Here is a 16,727-nt window from a genome sequence, read left to right as displayed (position 1 = left end):
CAAGGGCCGCCATTCCCCTGTCCGGGTGGTTACCGCCAGCCGGACCAGGACTTTACTTGGTTGCTCATTGACAGCCGTGGGGTCGTCTGGCCACGCTCCGGCATCACCTGCCCGCGTTCGAAAGGTGCTGCCCGAGATGAAATTTCGTGCTGTCTTATCCATGGTCGCTCTGCTGGCCGGCGCCGGCACTGCCGTGGCGACGCCGGCCGCCGCGGATCCGGAGCCGGTGACCGCCGCGGACATGGCCATCGCCGACGCCTGTTACACGTGGGGACGCACCCTGTCGGAGGGTGCGTCCGGTGAGGACGTCCGGCAACTGCAGATCCGGGTGGCCGGATATCCCGGCTACGGCGGCGTGCTCGGCCTCGACGGCGAGTTCGGCCCCGGCACCAAGGCGGCCGTGACGCGTTTCCAGCAGGCGTACGGCCTCGGCGCGGACGGGATCGCCGGGCCGGCCACCTTCAGCAAGATCTACGAGTTGCAGGACAACGACTGCACGCCGGTCGACTTCAGCTACGACGAGCTGAACAACTGCAACTCCGACTGGTCGGGCGGCAACGTCTCAGCCGCGACCGCGCGGGCCAACGCACTCGTGTCGATGTGGAAACTGCAGGCCATGCGGCATGCCATGGGCGACCGGCCGATCGACGTCAACGGCGGTTTCCGCAGCGTCGCCTGCAACAACGCGGTCGGCGGCTCCGCCACGAGCCGCCACCTCTACGGCGACGCCGTCGACCTCGGCGCCGGGCCGCAGGGGTTCTGCGCGCTGGCCCAGAAGGCCCGGGACCACGGTTTCAACGAAATCCTCGGCCCTGGCTACCCCGGCCACAACGACCACGTCCACGTCGCGCACAAGTCCAGCCGCTTCTGGTCGGCCCCGAGCTGCGGCATAGGCGCCAGGCCGCGTGCCGACGAGGTCCCTGTCGACTACTGACGCGGCCCGATCTCTCCCGAACCGCGCGGGATCAACGTGGTCGGCACGATGATCCTGCGCGGCGGTCCGGTGACCGAGTCCAAACGCTCGAACAGCAGAGTGCCGACGCGTTCACCCAGACTGCTGGGGTTCTGCGCGACGACTGTGATGCCCGGGTCCAGAGCGTCGGCCAGAACGAGGTCGTCGAAGCCGACATGGGCGACCCCGTGGTGCAGCTGCCGGGATCGCAGGGCGTGGATGGCACCGATCGTGATCAGGTTCTGAGCCGTGAGCAGCGCGGTGGGCGGGTCGGACCGGGCCATCAGTTCGCGCGTGACCTCCGCGGCCGCCTGGCTGTTGTGCACTTCGAGCCGGATCAGTGACTCGTCCACCGGGATGTCCAGACCGGCCAGTGCCTCGCGGTAGCCGCGCAGCCGCTCGCGAGAGGTGAAAATCCGTTGCAGGTCACCGAGAAACGCGATCCGCCGATGGCCGTGCGCGTGTAGGTGCCGGACTGCCGTGGCGATTCCCCCGGCGTTGTCGCTGAGCACAGTGTCCACATTCAACGTCACGCCCGGCCGGTCGACGAACAGCAGCGTCGCTCCGGCTTGTTGCTCCCGCAGCAGGTAGCTGTCGTCGCCGCCGGACGGCACGATGACCAGCCCGTCCACCCGACGCGCGGTGAACCCCTGCACCAGTTCGCGTTCCCGGTCGGGATCCTCGTCGGAGCTGCCCGCATACGTGAGCACGCCCCGCGTCCGGGCCAGATCCTCGACGCCACGAAGCAAAGCGGCGAAGAACGGATTGGCCACGTCGGCCACCACCAGGCCGACGCTGGCCGACGTCCGGTCGGCCCGGCGCAGGTTGCTGGCGGTCATGTCCCGGCGGTAACCGAGCACGTCGATTGCGCGCTGCACCTTCTCGGCCAGGTCCGGCCTGCCGGGGTCGCCGTTCACCACCCGCGACACCGTGCTCAGGCTGACCCCGGCCAGGGCGGCCACATCCTTCATCGTCGGTTGTCTCACCATCGGCCGGCTCCCTTGAGAACGTTCTCTAAAGAACACCTGGAAGCTTACGGCCAAGCGCGGCCCCAGCGCTACATCTGCCAGAAAAACAGCACGTCATACGGCACTTAACCAGTAAGTTCTTCCGATCATGCAATCGCCGGTGTTACCGTTGAAAACGTTTCGAGTTGCGAGGGCGCTGAGCCCCTCGCTCAACCAAGGAGCCCGCGACAATGAAACGGACAAAGTTGTCAATCCCGCTGGCGGCCGTCCTGGCCCTGCTGACCCTGGTGGTGGGGGTGGTGGCCGGCCGGGCGACGTCGGGGGCGACGGGCGGCAGCGGCGGTGGCACGGGTGGCGCCGCCGCCGGCAAACGGGTCGACGTGATCATCAAGGCCAGCGACTCGGCGTTCTGGCAGACCATGCTGGCCGGGTCGAACAAAGCCGCGCAGGACTACGGATTCGCCGTCTCCACGTTCGGCCCGACTTCGGAAACCGATGTGGCACAACAGGTCCAGCTGGTGGAGAACTCGATCTCCCGGGGCGTGGACGCCCTCGTGCTGACGCCCAACTCCTCCACCGCGCTCAACGGCGCCATCGAGCGAGCCCGTGCGGCCAAGATCAAGGTGGTCATCGTGGACACCAAGGTGACCACGGAATCCGACGGCTTCATCGGCACGGACAACGAGAAAGCGGCCGAGCTGGCCGGCAAGCAGATGTGCGACCAGCTCAAGAAACAGAACAAGGACACCGGTGGCGTGCTCATCGAGGCCTCGGTGGCCGGCGTGGAGACGATCACCTCACGGGAGAACGGGTTCAAGCAGGGCCTGGCCGCCGGCTGCCCCTCGCTGCGCGTGATCGGCCCGCGCTACAACAACAATGACGTCAACCTGGCCACGAGCCAGGTCAACGACGTGCTGACCGCCGAGCGCGACCTGGTCGCGGTGTTCGCCGCCAACAACGCCTCCGGCGTCGGCGCCGCCCGCGCGATCAAGGACAACAACGCGATCGACCGCATCCCGGTCACCTCCTTCGACACCGACGCCCAGGAGGTCGCGGGCCTGATGGACGGCTCACTGGACACCCTCGTGGTGCAGAACCCGTACTTCTTCGGCTACCAGGGCGTCGTCGAAGCAGGCATGGCCGCGGTGGGCACGGCGCCGCCGTTCAACCTCGACCCGGGCGCGGTACTGGCCGACAAGTCCAACATGGACAAGCCAGAGGTGAAGGCCCTGCTGAGCCCGCCGACCGCGCAGGCCGGAAAATGAGCCCGGTCGTCGCGCTGCACGACGTGAGCAAGTCCTACGGCGTGATCCAGGCGCTGTCGGACATACAGCTGGAACTCCGCAAAGGAGAGGTGCATTGCCTGGCCGGGGAGAACGGGGCCGGCAAGAGCACCCTGATCAAGGTGCTGACCGGCGCCATCCGGCGGGACGGCGGCAGCTACGAGATCGACGGCAAGGACATCGGCGACCCCACCCCCGTCCAGGCCCGGCAAGCCGGAATCGGCGTGGTGTACCAGGAACTCAGCGTGCTGCCGGAACTCTCGGTGGCCGAGAACCTGCTCATGGGCCGGCTACCCGCCCGCCGCGGCATCACCCGTCCCGCCGAGCTTCGCAAGCAGGCCAAGGCAATGCTCGAACGAGTCGACCTCGGCGACCTCGACCCCGGCACCCCCGTCAGCGAGCTCTCACTGGCCAACCGCCAGCTGGTGGAGATCGCCCGGGTCCTGGGCACACAACCCACGGTGCTGATCTTCGACGAGCCCACCACCGCCCTGTCCGAGCACGAAACCCAGGCCCTGCTGGCCCGGATCAAGCAGTTGCGCGACGAAAGCCACGCCATCCTCTACATCACCCACCACCTGGAGGAGATGTTCGAGATCGGCGACCGCGTGACAGTCATGCGCGACGGCAAGTTCGTCACCTGCAAGCCAATGCAGGACTTCGACCGCGACAGCCTGATTGCCACCATGGTCGGCCGCAAGATCGAGTCGCTGTACCCGTCAGGCAAGCGAGTGATCGGCGAGCCCCGTCTGATCGTCCGCGACCTGCGCCCGTCCGGTGTGGACGGTTCAGTCGACTTCGAGGTCCGTTCCGGCGAAATCCTCGGCGTGGCCGGCCTGCTCGGCTCAGGACGGACAGAGTTGCTGCGCGCCCTGTTCGGTGCCGACCCAGTGGCCGGCGGCCGGATCACCATCGACGGCGACACCGTCCCGCCCAACAGCCCCCGGGCAGCGATCAAGAGCGGCATGGGCCTGCTGACCGAGGACCGGAAACTGCAGGGCTGCCTGCTGGAACTCTCGATCCGCGCCAACACATCCATCGCGCACCTGCGCCAGATCTCCACCCTGTTCACAGTGGACAAAAAAGCGGAGACGAGAACGGTGGACAGGTATCTCGGCGGCCTGCGCCTGCGAGCCGGCTCCTGGGAACAGCCGATCCAGTCGCTGTCCGGCGGCAACCAGCAAAAAGTCCTGCTGGCCCGCTGGCTGGCCACCCACGCCAAAGTCCTGCTGTTCGACGAACCCACCAAGGGCGTCGACGTCGGCGCGAAAAGCGAGATCTACACCGTGATCGGTGACCTGGCCGCCGAAGGCCTCGCCGTCATCGTGGTGTCGTCCTACCTACCCGAAGTCCTCGGCCTCGCCGACCGCGTCCTGGTCATGCGCGACGGCCTGGTAGCCGGCTGCATGACCGCGGCCGACGCCACCGAAGAAGACGTCCTCCACCTGGCCAGCCCGACCCCGTAGGAGAGAACCGGATATGACTGAAACAGCGAAAGCTGAGCCCGAAGAGCGCATCCTCACCTTCGGCAATGTCTTCGGCCGGGACGCGGGTGGCATCGTGGTGCTGCTCGTTCTGGCCGGTGCGATGACCTTGGCGTCCCAGCAGTTCCTGACCGGCGACAATCTGGCGAACCTGGCCCGTCAGGTCGCCATCTTCGGGATCATCGCGGTCGGCCAGCTGATGGTGATCATCACCGCCGGTATCGACCTCTCGGTCGGGTCGATGCTCGGCCTGTCCGGTTGCCTGACCGCCGAGTTGCTGTTCCACGGCATGAACATTCCGCTGGCGATCCTGGTCGGGCTGCTGAGCGGAGTCGTGGTCGGGCTGGTCAACGGCTGGCTGGTGGCCTACGCCAAGCTACCGCCGTTCATCGTCACCCTTGGCATGCTCGGCATCGCCCGAGGGGTGGTGCTGGTGCTGACCGACGCGGCCACTGTCCAGCCGTTGCCCAACGCGTTCGGTGAGATCGCCAACGGGACACTGCTCGGTCTGCCGAACCTGTTGTGGCTGTTGATAGTTGTCGTCGCTGTGGGCGCTTTCGTCTTGCGCCGCACTGTCTTCGGCCGCTATCTGTACGCCATCGGCTCCAATCCTGAGTCCGCGCGCCTGTCCGGTGTGCCGGTGACCCGGGTGTTGCTTGCCGTTTACGCGATCGCGGGGCTGCTCGCAGCGGTCGGCGGTGTGCTGTTCGCGTCACGGTTGAACGCGGGTATCCCTACCGCCGGTACGGGATACGAACTGAACGCCATCGCGGCCTGCGTGATCGGCGGGGCCAGCCTGTTCGGCGCCAAAGGCACCGCCATGGGTGCGGCCGTCGGTGCGCTGATCGTCGCCACCCTGAACAACGGCGGCAACCTGCTGGCGGTGAACTCGTTCTATCTGCAGATCATCATCGGCCTGCTGATCCTGGTGGCCGTCCTGTTCGACCAGTTCCAGACCCGCCGCGCCGCCCGCGCCGGCTGAGATCCCGGGCCGGGGTGGGGTGGGCAGCGTCACCTCGGCTTGAACGGGACCGCCGCGACCAGCTCCTCCGGGGCGCTGAGCCGCCAGGCCTCGTAGACCAGTTCGGCGAGCTCGTCGGCGTCGATTCCGGCCAGGTAGACCACCACCCAGCCGAAGCCGCCCGCGGTGAACTGCTCCTCGAACACCTCCGGCCGTTCGGCCACGAGTGCCCGCTGTTCGGACAGCGTCTGCTTCAGGCCGACGGTCTGGGTCCGCGGCCAGTAGTAGCCGAACCGTTTGCCACGCACGCTGAAGGACATGAACCGGCCGCTGTCGGACCGCTCGACCTCGGCGAGCGTGCCGACGAACCGGTGGAACTGCTCACTGCCCACTGCCACTTGTGCCCCCAACGTGCTGGGTCACCAGTGTAAACACGGCCCCCTGACAGAATGCGGGCATGTCACGTCGTACCGCGCTCTTCCTGACCGGCTTCGGTGTCTGGTCCTGGGTCATCTGGATCACGTTCGCCAAGAACCTCTGGGACTCCGACCGGGCCTGGGCCCCCGACGGCTCCCCCACCGGCTACTTCATCGTGCACGCCGTGCTCACGATTGTTTCGTTCGTGCTCGGCACGATCATCGGTGCAATCGGGTGGCGCGCGATGCGTTCGACTGTCAAAACCGGAAGTTGAGCGGCAGTTGGACCGCTCATCGGCGATGTGACAACCGCGCATCGCCCAACCCCGCCACTCGCCGCCAATCACCATCCGGGGTCCGGTGCCCGCGCGCTCCGCCTCCTTATGTTGGCTGGCATGACTGGCCGACGCGGTGGCCCGTCTGGCCGACATGAAGCACCGGGTGGGACGTTTTCAGTCCGCGCGTGTCAGGTAGAGGGTCTGCGGGCCGCTCCAGGGCGAGGTGATCGGCCACTGGGCGATCACGTCCGGCGGAGCGGGCGCGTCGGGCCGGATCTCGGTCAACGCGTATTCGGGCCGGACCTGGGGCACGCCGTAGTCGAAGAAGTGGAAGTTCAGGTCGATCAGCTTCCGGCCGAGCAGGCCGGTCTGGCTCTTGCGCGCGGCGATCGCGGGCCCGATCGCGCCACGGTCGGCGAAGAGGTCGACAATCGAGCACCCGCAACTGTAAGCGAGAACACCGATCTCACCAGCACTGCGGACTGTGCTGGTGCCGACGAGACGGCCGAGTTCCGTACCGATCTGCGCGTACTGGGCGCTGCTGGCATGGTTGGACGTGATCGGCGCGTACTGGCGCGGCAACCCGGCCGCCGCGTAGTTCCCCACACTAAGCACGACCAGTACTCCTGCGACAAGCACAGCCGGAATTCCACCGGCCCGACGCACGAAAACGGGCGCGTCGCCGGCGACAGCTGCCACAGCAGCGGCGAGAAAGATCGTCGCGGCAACGATGCTGGGCCCGTAGTACCAGTGGTACGGCGGCACATGCAGACGGGAATACGCGAGATAGTGCACGATCGACGCCGGAACCAGCGCGACGAACGGCATCAGGGCCGGCGTCCGGACGCGACGCACCAGCATGATCAGCAAACCGGTGAAGGCCGCCGCGCCGAGCACCGCGGGAAGGAACGAAAGCCTTGTCGCCCATAAGAAAGCGCCTTCGTACAGCACCGGCCCGTTCTTGAAGTTCCATGGACCCCAGGACCTCTGCAGCGTCTTGATGATCAGTGTGTCCGCGACGGCCGATCCCAGGGCGATCCAGCTGAAGGCGAACCAGGGCACCGCGACCGCCAGCGCAGCCGCCGCCGACTTCCAGATATCCACCCAGAACCGCTTACGCAGCAACAAAACCACAGTCGCGACAAGCACCAGATCGACCCGGACCAGCGTCAGTAACCCGGTGATCACCCCGAACAGCACCGGCCGCCGTTCGGTCGCGGCTACGAGCAACCACGCGAGACCAGCCGCGCCCAACTGGACTTCCAGACCGATCGACGAGATCAGCAACGGGTTGACTGCCAGCAACACCACAGCGAGCGGCGAGAACCACGACGGCAGCCCAGCCCGCTCGCCCACCCGGCGCAGCGCGAGAGCGATCCCTGCCTGGCACAGGACATACAGAATCCCCGCGGCCAGCACGGCATCGCGTACGACGAATGTGATCGCGGCGAGCAGCAGAACGTTCAACGGCGAGGTCGCCGTGTTCGACGTGCCCAGTTCGATCAGGCCCCAGTGCCCGGAAAAAGCCAGGTTACGGGCGTAGGACAGGGTGATGAAGGTGTCGTCGATCAGGTGCGGCCGCACAACCGCGAACACACCGGCCGACAGGACCATGACGATGGCCGGCAGCACCCAGCGCCGCGGTTCACGGGCGGGTTCGACCACTTCGAGGTCGTCGGGAACGGTCATGGCGCTGCTCAACGGCATTGTGCGAGGTCCTAGTCCAGGTCGGGGATGATGTGGCCGGCACCGTTGACAGCCGGGACCGCTGCAGGAGTCCCTTGCTGGAGGAGAACGGCATTCTAACCCCGTCCCACCCCAAGCCCGCTGTCGATCTTCGTTCGCCCAGGCCGGGATGCTATTGGCCGATGCTGGGAATAATCTGTGAACCGGCTGGGTATCCCCGCTCGTATGACCAGTGCGTCCTTCTACGACAGGAAAACCGTGCCTGGCTGGAAGCACGCCCTGATCGACCGGCCCCTGCCGGCCGAACTGCGTCGTGAGGTCAGCGCTGCACTGACCTCACGGTTGAAGCAACCCGAGCTCAACGACGTGCTCCTGGTCCTGACCGAACTCGTCACCAACTCCTACTGTCACACCGATACCCCGATCGACGCCGAAGTCACGATCACCGACGTGGGTGTCCTGGTGGAAGTCAGCGACGGCAACACCGCCGACCTCCGCCTGCGCCGCCAGCCCACGCCACTGAGACATGGCCGGGGCCTCGCCCTGGTCAGCGCGATCGCCGAGGACTGGGGTGTGGAATCCATTCAGGACGGCAAAAGGGTCTGGGCATTGCTGCCCAGAGCGGCCTGATCCCAACGCACTGACGCCCTGACGGGTTGACCTTTCACCGCTGTGGGCGCTTACTGATCGGATATCCCATTTCGGTCAGGAGGTGCTCATGGCCGGTATCGATCCCAGGACCCAGGACTCCTATCCGCTCGGAGTGAGCCGCCCGCCGCTGGAGGTGGCGGATCTCCCGCGGCCCGAAGAGGTCTTCAAGGTCGGCAGGCTCGGTCCGCTGCAGGTCATCCAGTTCGTCATCGGCCCCAGCCTGATCGCGCTGGGCATCTCGATCGGCAGCGGCGAATGGCTGCTGGGCCCGCAGGCGGTCGGCTCGTTCGGCTTTGTCGGCATCGGCTGGGTGATCACCGTCTCCGCGGTGCTGCAGACCCTCTACAACATCGAGATCGCGCGGTACGTCGTGGCGACCGGCGAGGTGCCGATCGTCGGGTTCGGCCGCGTGCCACCGGGTTGGAAAGTCTGGATCCCGGTGTCGCTGCTGGTGTTCTACTTCGCCTTCATCTTCGGCGGCTGGGCCGCGGGCGCAGGCCAGGGCCTGTTCGCCCTGATCGCCGGCCGGGTGCACAGCGCCGACGAGCTGGAGTACGTACGGCTGCTGGGAATCGGGCTGCTGCTGGTGGTCTTCGCGATCACCGCGATGGCCCGCAAGGTGTCGCGGACACTGGAACTGGCGAACTGGTTCATGATCGGCGTGCTGCTGCTCATCCTGTTCGTCGTGACCATCGCGGTCGTCCCCGGATCAGTCTGGTGGGACGGCATCAGCGGCCTGCTGACCCCCGCGGCGCCCCCGGCCGGCATCACCGCGACCCAACTGGGAGCACTGGCCGGGTTCACCGCACTGGCGTCCGGCCTGAACTGGTACGCGATGAACCACTACCGCGACAAAGGCTACGGAATGGGCCACCGAGTCGGCTTCATCTCCGGAATGCGCGGCGAACGCACCGAGATCAAAGCCGTCGGAGTGACATTCCTCGACACAGCCGAGAACACAACCCTGTGGAAGCGCTGGTACAGGCTGCTGCGGATAGACATGTGGGGCGTCTTCTTCGCCGGAGCCATGATCGGCATGCTGTTGCCCACAATCCTGATGTCCCACCTCGTGGCCACAACAGGCAAGACACCGACAGCCGCCAACGTGCCCACTGAACCGCCCCGGGTTTGATGGAGGCTCACTCGTTGAGTGAGGATGTGGATCATGGCTGGGAAGAGGTACTCACGTGAGTTTCGTGAGCGTGCTGTTGGGTTGGTGTTTGAGCAGGTAGAGCACTACTCCTCGGAGTGGGAGACGATCTGCTCGGTGGCGGCGAAGGTGGGCGTGTCGGGCGAGACGCTGCGTAAATGGGTGCGTCAGGCCGAGGTCGATGCTGGGGCGCGGTCGGGGACGTCGAGTGAGGAGTCGGCCGAGTTGACGCGGTTGCGGCGGGAAGTTGCTGAGTTGCGTCGGGCGAACGATATTTTGAAGGCGGCGTCGGCTTTCTTCGCGAGGGAGCTCGACCCTCGACCGCCACGCTCGTAGCGTTCATCACGGAATTCAAGGACCGGTTCGGAGTCGAGCCGATCTGTGCCGTGCTGACCGAATTCGGTATCAAGATCGCTCCGTCCACCTACTATGCCGCCCGGTCGCGACCGACATCACGACGCGCGTTCCGGGACGAGGAACTCATGAAGGAAATCAGGCGCGCGTATGACGAGAACTATCAGGTGTATGGCGCCCGGAAAATCTGGCGCCAACTTACACGGGAAGGTGTCGAGGTCGGGCGCGGCCGGGTCGAGCGGCTGATGCGCCGACTCGGCTTGGCCGGCGCGGTGCGCGGCAAGACGGTACGCACCACGATCCAGGACCCCGGCGGTGTGCGGGCCGCGGATCTGGTGAACCGGCAGTTCGCGGCTGGTGCGCCGAACCGGTTGTGGGTGGCGGACTTCACCTACGTCGCCACCTGGGCGGGCACCGTCTACGTCGCGTTCGCCATCGACGTCTTCTCCCGAAAAATCGTCGGCTGGCGGGCGAGCACGTCCAAGGAAACCGACCTGGTCCTCGACGCCATCGACAGAGGACTGTCGCACCGCGACTATCGCCGGGTGGACGGTGAAGACAAACTGATTCACCATTCCGATGCCGGGAGTCAATATACGTCCTTTCGGTTCACCCAGCATCTCGTCGACTCGGGTATCAACGCGTCCATCGGCACGGTCGGTGACGCGTACGACAATGCGCTCGCGGAATCCACCATCGGTCTCTACAAAACAGAGTTGATCAAACCGCAAGGACCGTGGCACAATAAGAACGAGGTCGAGATCGCTACCGCCGCGTGGGTGGAGTGGTACAACGATCAACGGCTTCATGAAGCCTGTGGCTATCGGCCACCGACCGAGTTTGAGACCCTGTACGAGCTAGGCGACCTGACCAGTCTGGTTGCCTGACCCCAGTAACGAGTCTCTACCAAACCCGGGGCGATTCACACCTACACCGCCGAAACCCTTGGCGCACAATACGGCTCGTTCATGTTCTACCTGATGCTCATAGTCGGCGTACTGATCCTGTTCTCCACCCAGCTCGGCATCTTCGAGGCCCTCGTGCGCAACTTCACCGACGCGGCACACGCGATCTCACCAAGGCTACGCAGACTGATCGAAGGCGACCCACGCCGCTTCTACTACCCGTTCATGCTGCTCGTGCTGGCCGTCATCGCCCTGGCGATCCACCTCGCACTCCCGGTCGAACTGGTCCAGATCTCGGCGAACATGTCAAACCTGGGCGCGCTGATGTTCCCCTTCGCCCTGATGTACCTCAACAGCCGCCTGCCCAAAGCAGCCCGCCCCAGAGCCTGGCACTACGCCATCCTCATCCTCAACGTCCTCTTCTTCGGCTTCTTCTTCATCAACTTCGTCTACGAATTCATCACCGGCACAGCCCTGATCAAGTTCTGAGCGCCCCTCCAGACGAAAGACAATCCCCATCTCCACCAGCACAAACCGACTTTGACGCAACCTTGCCGGCCAAAGAGGGCAGCCCCCGCCACTCCCAGGGGGCGGCCCTGGTCCAGTCTACAAGGGATGACGGTTGAGCAGGGGTTTTCAAGGGCGATCCCCGTGCGAAAGGACCGTTCGCACGGGGATCACTCCGATGGCGTAGCCGGGGGCGTCGCATGTGGATCGGACGGGACTAGGCGATGATTCGTTCGTGCACATCGCGGCAGAGATAGTGGCGCTGGTCGTGGCGGTCCTCATCGTCACGGTGGTTGCCCGGCGCCTGGCCTGGTCGGCGCCGTTGTGCCTGATCACGGTCGGTATTGTGGTCTCGTACGTTCCGGGCGTCCCCGAATTCCACCTGTATCCCGAGGTTGTGCTGGTCGGGTTGCTGCCGCCGTTGCTGTACTCGACGGCGATCCAGACCTCGCTGCTCGACTTCCGCAAGATGCGTGGGCCGATCACGTTGCTGTCGGTCGGCCTCGTGTTGTTCACGGCTGTCGGCGTTGGGCTGGTCGCGTGGGCGGTGATCCCCGGGCTTCCGCTCGCCGCAGGCATCGCGCTGGGTGCTGTGGTCGCGCCGCCGGACGCCGTTGCGGCGAGCGCGGTCGCCCGGCAGGTGCCGATGCCGCGGAAACTGGTGCGGCTGCTGGAGGGTGAGAGCCTGTTCAATGACGCGGCTGCGCTGGTCGCTCTGCGTACGGCCATCACCGCGATCGCCGGCACGGTCTCGTTGTGGCAGGTCGGGTGGGATTTCCTGGTCGCCGCGGTCGGCGGCGTGGCCGCTGGGGCGTTGCTCGGGTTCGTGACCTCGTTTGTGCGGGCCAAGCTGAACGACACCGTCACGGACACCGCGTTGACGCTGGCTGTGCCGTTCGCCGCGTACATCATCGCCGAGGAGCTGCACGGGTCGGGTGTGCTCGCCGTCGTGACGGCGGGGCTCATCATCGGGCACAAGTCGCCGAGCATCCTGTCCGGGTCGACCCGGCTGGCGAGCCGGCACAACTGGCAGACCGTGGAATTCGTGCTGGAGAACCTGGTCTTCCTGCTGATCGGGCTGCAGGTGCGGCGGATCATCGAGGAGGTCTCCGCGTCCGGCCTGTCCGCGGGCATGCTGATCGGGATCTGCACGGCGGTGCTCGGCGCGACGATCGTAACACGCGTCCTGTGGATGATCGGCATCGGCTTGTACAAGCGTCTAGTCGTCCGCCTGGGTCTCAAGAAGACGCACGTCTGGCCGTGGCGCTACTCCGCCGTGATCGCGTGGGCAGGCATGCGCGGTGTGGTCACACTCGCCGCCGCGTTCATCCTGCCGCTCGACACTCCCCAACGCGCTGTCCTCGTACTCGCGGCGCTCGTCGTGGTGGCCGGGACACTCGCCATCCAGGGCATGACTCTGGCCCGGCTGATCCGCCGCCTCAAACTGCCCGGCCCCGATCCGGCCGAGGACGCCCTGCAGGAAGCCGCCGTGCTCAACGACATGAGCCGCGTCGCCCTGGACAAACTGGACGAAATCCGCAAGCCCGAAGACCCGGCCGAAGTCGTCGAACGAATCCGCGTCCGGCTGCGTGACCGGACCGACGCCGCCTGGGAGCAACTCGGCCGGCAAAGCGCGCTGGCCGAGACACCCAGCGACGCCTACCGCCGCCTACGCATCCAGTTGCTGGCCATCGAACGCGAGGAATGCCTCAAAGCCCGCGACAACGGCACTGCCGACGACATCGTCCTGCGCCGCGTCCTCGAGCACCTCGACTTCGAGGAATCCATGCTCGACCGCGACGAGGAAGAACCCCCGGAAGCCGGCCGCGAACTGAGCACCCCCAAAGCCACAGCCGGCTCCTGCAAACACCTCACCCACGAATGGCGCCCCGTCGACCCGTCCGCCGAGGACAGTTGCGCGGCCTGCCTCGAAGAAGGCCTCACCTGGGTGCACCTGCGAATGTGCCTCAAATGCGGCAACGTCGCCTGCTGTGACTCCTCGGTCGGCAAGCACGCCACCCAGCACTTCCACGACACCCGCCACCCCGTCATGCGCAGCTACGAACCCGGCGAAACCTGGCGCTGGTGCTTCGTGGACATCAAGCTCGGCTAGAGAAACCTGCTGACCGGGCCGAAGCTGAGCAGGCCGCTGCCTGCTCCAGCGAGTTCACCGGCGGCGGGCAGGAGTTCACGGTGCGCCCAACGCTTCACGGATTCCTGCCCCAGCTGGGATGCGGCTGCCGCGAGCAGGCAGACCCTTGCCTCGTAGAGCAGGTCCCGAGGTGAGTCGGGAACGTCGTGGAGCGCGGCCACAGCTCCGGCGTGGTCGCCTGCGGACAGCAGCCCGAGTGGCTGTACCCAGGGTAGGTACGGCCCCCAGTCCTCGGTCAGGTCGACTTTGAGTTCTGGTTGGAGGCTCAGCAGGGCGAGCGGGAGGAGGCCTGGCTCCATGCCTCGCATTCCTGTCCCGCTGAGCCGGGCCGCAGCGGCCCGGTACTTGGCCTCGGCTTCGGACCTGGGTCCGCGGAGCGCGGAGTACCAGTCGGTGAAGACGCCTACCAGCGGGATCTCATGCTGGTCACCGAGCCGGTCGGCTGCTGCCGCGTGTGAGTCCGCTGTGCTGAATTCGGCCAGCGCGGAATGGGCCTGCATCAGGATCAGGTGACCCAGGACCTCGAACGCCACCAACTCATGGTTGGCCGCCAGCGAGACGAGTTCGCGGCCGATCGCGGCTCGTTGGGGCGCGAGTCCGGCACGCTCGAAGGTGTGCATGAACCGGCCATTCAGGGCGAACGCCAGCAGGCCGGGATCTGCGAGCCGACGCGCGATGGCCTCGGCCTCGGTGGCTGCGTCCCGCCCGCGAGGGGACCGGGTTCCCCGCAGTTCCATGGCGATCGTGCTCAGCAATCGGCTGCGCAAGGCGAGCATGTCCGGCGGCAATGCGGTGAGAGTCCGTTCGGTGATCGCCACGATTTGCTCTGCCAGAGCTGGATCGTCATTGGTCGTCCAGATCCCGGGCACGTCGAACGCACCGATCACCTGAGCCGTCAACACGGGGTCGCCGAGGTCCTCGGCCAAGGCGGCGGCACGGTGTTGTCTGGCGGTTTCCAGTTCGCCTGTCACCGCGAGCGCCCGGCCCAGACCCATGATGAGGTCAAGCCTGGTCCGGGCGTCGCCGTCGTGCACGTCCAAGGCCGCCTGCCACAGACGGGCGGCTTCGTGTGGCGCGAACCGGCGCTCCGCCCGCTCAGCCGCGGCCGCCGCATAGCGAACAGTCTTGTCCTGATGGCCTTCGGCAAGCAGGAAGTGGTGCGCGAGAGCTTCCACGTCGTCAGGCCGCAACCGCTCAAGGATCTCCGCGACCGCCGCATGCCAGCGGCCACGCCGGACGACGGAGATCTCTTCGTAGAGCGCGTCCCTGACAAGCGCGTGCGCGAACCGCAGCCCACCGGTCTCGACGAGAAACCCCATCGGCAGTGCAGAGTCCACAGTGTCCAGTACGACATCCTCGTTGCCCGACAACGGAATCAGCAGATCAAGGTCGAAATGATGGCCGATCACGGCGGCCTGCCGCAACACCGTGCGGGCAGCGTCCGGGAGAGCAAGGAGCCGGTGCCGGATGACGTCCCGAACCCCGGCAGGCACCCCGGACAGCGCCGATTCTCCGTCAGAGGAGAACAACCGAGCCAGTTCACGCACGAAAAACGGGTTCCCGCCACTGCGTTCGTGAATGACCTTGGCGGTCGCCGCGGACACATCCCGATGCGTTGTCGCACGGACAAGTTCACCCACCGCCGGCAAGGACAATCCACCGACGTATATCCGGACCGGTTCCGCGCGAGCGGCACGCGCCAACAACTCGGTGAGTTCCGCGGAGATCTCTGTCGACCGGAACGTCGCGACTATCAGAACGGCCCGCGGCAAAGACGAAGCGAGCAAAGCGCCCAGTAGCGCCAAAGTATCCTCGCCCGCCCGGTGCAGATCGTCCAGGATCAGCAACAAAGGCTCGGCCGCACTGGCCACATAGGACACCACGGCCTGGTGCAGTTCGAACCTGGTCGAGCCACGACCGGCTTTCGCAAGGCTGGTCAGGATCTGGGTCCACGGCCACGCACTGGGCACGCCGTCGCCCTCGGGATTACGTCCCCACGCCGTGGTCCACCCCAGGCGGTCAGCCAGTGCCTCAGCCAGGGCTGTCTTGCCCGCGCCCGCGTCACCGGACACAAGGACAAGCCCAAGCTTGCGCCTGGCAAGGACATTCTTCGCGGCCGCAGTCAACTGCGCGAGTTCCGCATCACGCCCGATCAGCTCGTGCGCAACAGAAGGCGTGAGCTCCGGCGCCTGCACGAGCATATCCGCTTCCAGTTTCCGCAGCTCAGGGCCAGGATCCAAGCCAAGGTCCGCGACAAATACGTCTTTGGCCGCGCGCAAGGCCGCCAGCGCTTCGCCTTGCCTGCCCGACCGGTACAACGCGAGCGCGAGCAGGCGCCAGCCGTGCTCCCGCCAAGGGTGATCGGCCACGTGAGCCCGCAGGTCAGCGGCCACATCAGCAGCACGCCCCAGCTCAAGCCCGGCCTCTGCACGCCGCTCCACCGCGAGCAACCGCAACTCGTCCAGACGCGTGATCTCCGCACGGGCCCAGTGCTCGTCCGAGAACTCCGAATAGGCAGGCCCGCGCCACAAGGCAAGCGCACTATCCAAACAGGACAACGCGGTATCGGCACGCCCGGCTGACAGCAGCTCTGCGGATTCAGCCAACGCAGCTTCGAACCGCCACGCATCCACCGCGTCCGGCTCAGCCCGCAACGCATACCCCGGCGCCGAAGTCACGAGCAGTCGTGCAGGTGTCCGCGGCGGCCGGTCCGGTTCGATCGCCTGACGCAACGCACCGATGAACGTCTGGATCGCGCCCACCGCGCCGTCAGGCGGGTCGTCCCACAGGTCGGCGACGAGCGACCGGACCGGGACCACCCTGCGCCGGGCGATCAGCAGCCGCGCCAGGACCGCCCGGTGGCGCGGCCCGCGCAACCCTACCGGGCCGAGTCCGTCCTCGGCCACCAACGGCCCGAGCACGCCGAACGTCACCACCAGCCGAGCCTATTGCTGATCGGTTGCTGATTCGCGGCGGGCAC

General features: G+C 66.4%; 14 protein-coding genes. 10 read left to right on the top strand and 4 right to left on the bottom strand.

The features are described 5' to 3' along the window. The first annotated feature begins 136 nt into the window (after positions 1-136). Positions 137-934: a D-Ala-D-Ala carboxypeptidase family metallohydrolase gene (locus tag JOF56_RS31145; protein WP_209643029.1), complete on the top strand. Its 798-nt coding sequence runs from the start codon at positions 137-139 to the stop codon at positions 932-934. Here JOF56_RS31145 and JOF56_RS31140 read toward each other — a convergent pair. Next, the gene (locus JOF56_RS31140) at positions 928-1,941 is read right to left on the bottom strand and encodes a LacI family DNA-binding transcriptional regulator (RefSeq protein ID WP_245378469.1); all 1,014 of its coding nucleotides are present in this window, start codon (positions 1,939-1,941) and stop codon (positions 928-930) included. The genes JOF56_RS31145 and JOF56_RS31140 overlap by 7 nt on opposite strands. Before the next feature lie 209 nt (positions 1,942-2,150). Between JOF56_RS31140 and JOF56_RS31135 the strand changes: the two genes are divergently transcribed. From JOF56_RS31135 to JOF56_RS31125, 3 genes are read left to right on the top strand one after another with little or no spacing between them, the layout of a single operon-like run. Further along, the gene (locus tag JOF56_RS31135) at positions 2,151-3,185 is read left to right on the top strand and encodes an ABC transporter substrate-binding protein (protein WP_209643028.1); all 1,035 of its coding nucleotides are present in this window, start codon (positions 2,151-2,153) and stop codon (positions 3,183-3,185) included. Continuing rightward, on the top strand, positions 3,182-4,669 hold the full coding sequence (locus JOF56_RS31130; RefSeq protein WP_209643027.1) for a sugar ABC transporter ATP-binding protein: 1,488 nt from the start codon (positions 3,182-3,184) through the stop codon (positions 4,667-4,669). Before JOF56_RS31135 ends, JOF56_RS31130 begins: the two co-directional genes overlap by 4 nt. A 13-nt stretch (positions 4,670-4,682) precedes the next feature. After that, positions 4,683-5,669, top strand: coding sequence for an ABC transporter permease (locus JOF56_RS31125; RefSeq protein WP_209643026.1), 987 nt, complete (start codon positions 4,683-4,685; stop codon positions 5,667-5,669). A gap of 29 nt (positions 5,670-5,698) precedes the next feature. Here the strand turns inward: JOF56_RS31125 and JOF56_RS31120 are convergent, their stop codons facing one another. Next, entirely contained in the window at positions 5,699-6,046 is a 348-nt protein-coding gene (locus tag JOF56_RS31120) for an MmcQ/YjbR family DNA-binding protein (protein WP_209643025.1), read from the bottom strand. A 59-nt stretch (positions 6,047-6,105) separates the two neighbouring features. Here JOF56_RS31120 and JOF56_RS31115 point away from each other — a divergent pair, with 59 nt between their 5' ends. Further along, complete coding sequence (locus JOF56_RS31115) at positions 6,106-6,339, top strand: SCO4848 family membrane protein (RefSeq protein ID WP_209643024.1); 234 nt, start codon at positions 6,106-6,108, stop codon at positions 6,337-6,339. Between the two features lie 177 nt (positions 6,340-6,516). On the opposite strand, the gene JOF56_RS31110 is transcribed toward JOF56_RS31115, so the two are convergent. Further along, complete coding sequence (locus tag JOF56_RS31110; protein WP_245378467.1) at positions 6,517-8,031, bottom strand: hypothetical protein; 1,515 nt, start codon at positions 8,029-8,031, stop codon at positions 6,517-6,519. Positions 8,032-8,253: 222 nt separating this feature from the next. Here JOF56_RS31110 and JOF56_RS31105 point away from each other — a divergent pair, with 222 nt between their 5' ends. The 5 genes from JOF56_RS31105 to JOF56_RS31085 all read left to right on the top strand — a co-directional run bounded on the left by JOF56_RS31105 (position 8,254) and on the right by JOF56_RS31085 (position 13,708). Continuing rightward, positions 8,254-8,658, top strand: coding sequence for an ATP-binding protein (locus JOF56_RS31105; RefSeq protein ID WP_209643023.1), 405 nt, complete (start codon positions 8,254-8,256; stop codon positions 8,656-8,658). Between the two features lie 88 nt (positions 8,659-8,746). After that, positions 8,747-9,811, top strand: a complete 1,065-nt coding sequence (locus tag JOF56_RS31100; RefSeq protein ID WP_209643022.1) for an Nramp family divalent metal transporter — start codon at positions 8,747-8,749, stop codon at positions 9,809-9,811. Between the two features lie 24 nt (positions 9,812-9,835). After that, positions 9,836-11,070 (top strand): IS3 family transposase gene (locus tag JOF56_RS31095; protein ID WP_372448287.1). Its coding sequence is split into 2 segments (ribosomal slippage): positions 9,836-10,121 and positions 10,121-11,070, totalling 1,236 coding nucleotides; the frame shifts between segments, so codons are not numbered across the junction. Between the two features lie 81 nt (positions 11,071-11,151). After that, positions 11,152-11,577, top strand: coding sequence for a hypothetical protein (locus JOF56_RS31090; protein ID WP_209643021.1), 426 nt, complete (start codon positions 11,152-11,154; stop codon positions 11,575-11,577). Between the two features lie 253 nt (positions 11,578-11,830). After that, positions 11,831-13,708, top strand: coding sequence for a Na+/H+ antiporter (locus tag JOF56_RS31085; protein WP_209643020.1), 1,878 nt, complete (start codon positions 11,831-11,833; stop codon positions 13,706-13,708). Here JOF56_RS31085 and JOF56_RS31080 read toward each other — a convergent pair. After that, positions 13,705-16,683: an ATP-binding protein gene (locus tag JOF56_RS31080; RefSeq protein ID WP_307855336.1), complete on the bottom strand. Its 2,979-nt coding sequence runs from the start codon at positions 16,681-16,683 to the stop codon at positions 13,705-13,707. The two genes, JOF56_RS31085 and JOF56_RS31080, sit on opposite strands and share 4 nt — an antisense overlap. Positions 16,684-16,727 lie beyond the last annotated feature (44 nt).

The organism is Kibdelosporangium banguiense, from assembly GCF_017876405.1.
Taxonomy (GTDB): domain Bacteria; phylum Actinomycetota; class Actinomycetes; order Mycobacteriales; family Pseudonocardiaceae; genus Kibdelosporangium; species Kibdelosporangium banguiense.
The sequence above is the reverse complement of the archived record's forward strand: the minus strand, read 5'-3'. Positions and strand labels throughout refer to the sequence as shown.